Genomic DNA, 1,409 nt, shown 5'->3' with positions numbered 1-1,409 from the left:
TCTGTGGATGGCTCCCGTGTTGCAAGAGAAAAATGACACACTGACGTTGATCAGGAGCAGTCTTCTGTCCGGCCTGTTTGCGCAGTCGGTTTTGGACTGCTGGCCCTGATGGGTTCCGCGAACAAAGTCCCGTTCTAAAACTCAGGCTATGACGCCTCGGACACAAAGTGGGTTGTCTCTGTTCTCGGCCTGACCGATATCGCCATCATGTCGCGTCGCTCCTGCAACCTCCTTCGGTCGGGGTGAACCGACCGATCCCGTTATTTGTCTGTCTTCCCGATTATGCGGCGATCGCCGGCACGTGGTTTGCCTGATAGGCGTCGCCACGTGTCATCAGCGCCCATATGATGCGTGCTATTTTGTTGGCCATGGCGACTGTCGCCACACGCATCGGTTTACGCGCCAGCAGGGCCGCAAAGGTGGGCGGGACGCGATCGGGACGGATCCTGAACTGCTTCACCAGAGCTGTGGCCCCAGCAACCAGAAGCTTGCGAAGATATTTGTCTCCCATCTTCGTAATTCGTCCCAGGCGTTCCTTACCTCCGCTCGAATTCTGCAAGGGTGTCAGTCCCAGCCATGCTGCAAATTGTCGCCCGGACTTGAACTGGGCCGGATCAGCTACGGTGGCCGCGAAAGCTGTTGCCCCGACAGGCCCGACACCGGGTATTGTGCCCAGACGTCGTGCGATCTCGTCGGTCCGATACAGGGCCTGCAACTGACGATCGATATCGCGTGCCTGTTCGTGCGCGAGGAGTGCCTGTCTTGCCAGTATCTGCAGCATAGCCAGTGCGGGTTCAGGCAGATCGAGCCCGCTATTGCCGTCGAGCGATTGTTGAAGAAGATGCAAGGCATTTCCGATACCCTGCGGGATGCATACGCCGAACTCGGCCAGATGGCCGCGCGCCATGTTGACGAGTTGTGTGCGCTGTTTGACGACGAGGGAGCGTACACGATGAAGCGACAGTGCCGCTTGCTGATCGCGTGATTTCACGGACACGAAACGCATTGTCGGTCGTGTGACGGCCTCACATATCGCTTCGGCGTCAGCAGCGTCGGTTTTGCCGCGTTTCACATAGGCTTTGACGTAGGCCGGGGGCATGAGCCTGACCTCATGACCGAGTTTTTGCAGTTCGCGTGCCCAGTGATGGGATGTCCCGCATGCCTCGATGCCAATCAAACATGGGGCAAGCCTGGCGAAAAACGGCATGACCTGCACCCGCCGCAGCGCTTTGCGCACCACTACGGTACCTGCCTCGTCCACGGCATGCACCTGAAAGACGTTCTTGGCCAGATCCAAACCAATCGTGGTAATCGTCATCTCGGATGGCTCCACTATCAGAGGTACGCAAAGATGGCGTCCTCACCTTTGGCACTATAGATGCCGTGATCGGGAGCCATCCACCCCATCT

The 1,409-nt window shown here is 58.1% G+C and carries 1 protein-coding gene; it reads right to left on the bottom strand.

Annotated features, from left to right (window positions below):
- Nucleotides 1-280: 280 nt before the first annotated feature.
- Nucleotides 281-1,318, bottom strand: coding sequence for an IS110 family transposase (locus WFJ47_RS16450; protein ID WP_336718774.1), 1,038 nt, complete (start codon nt 1,316-1,318; stop codon nt 281-283).
- Nucleotides 1,319-1,409: the final 91 nt, after the last annotated feature.

It is taken from the genome of Asaia sp. VD9, assembly GCF_037150015.1.
Taxonomy (GTDB): domain Bacteria; phylum Pseudomonadota; class Alphaproteobacteria; order Acetobacterales; family Acetobacteraceae; genus Asaia.
The sequence above is the reverse complement of the archived record's forward strand: the minus strand, read 5'-3'. Positions and strand labels throughout refer to the sequence as shown.

Excerpts from the sequence above, each read along its gene's own strand:
- WFJ47_RS16450 (WP_336718774.1), bottom strand. The coding sequence starts at position 1,318 with ATGACGATTACCACGATTGGTTTGGATCTGGCCAAGAACGTCTTTCAG.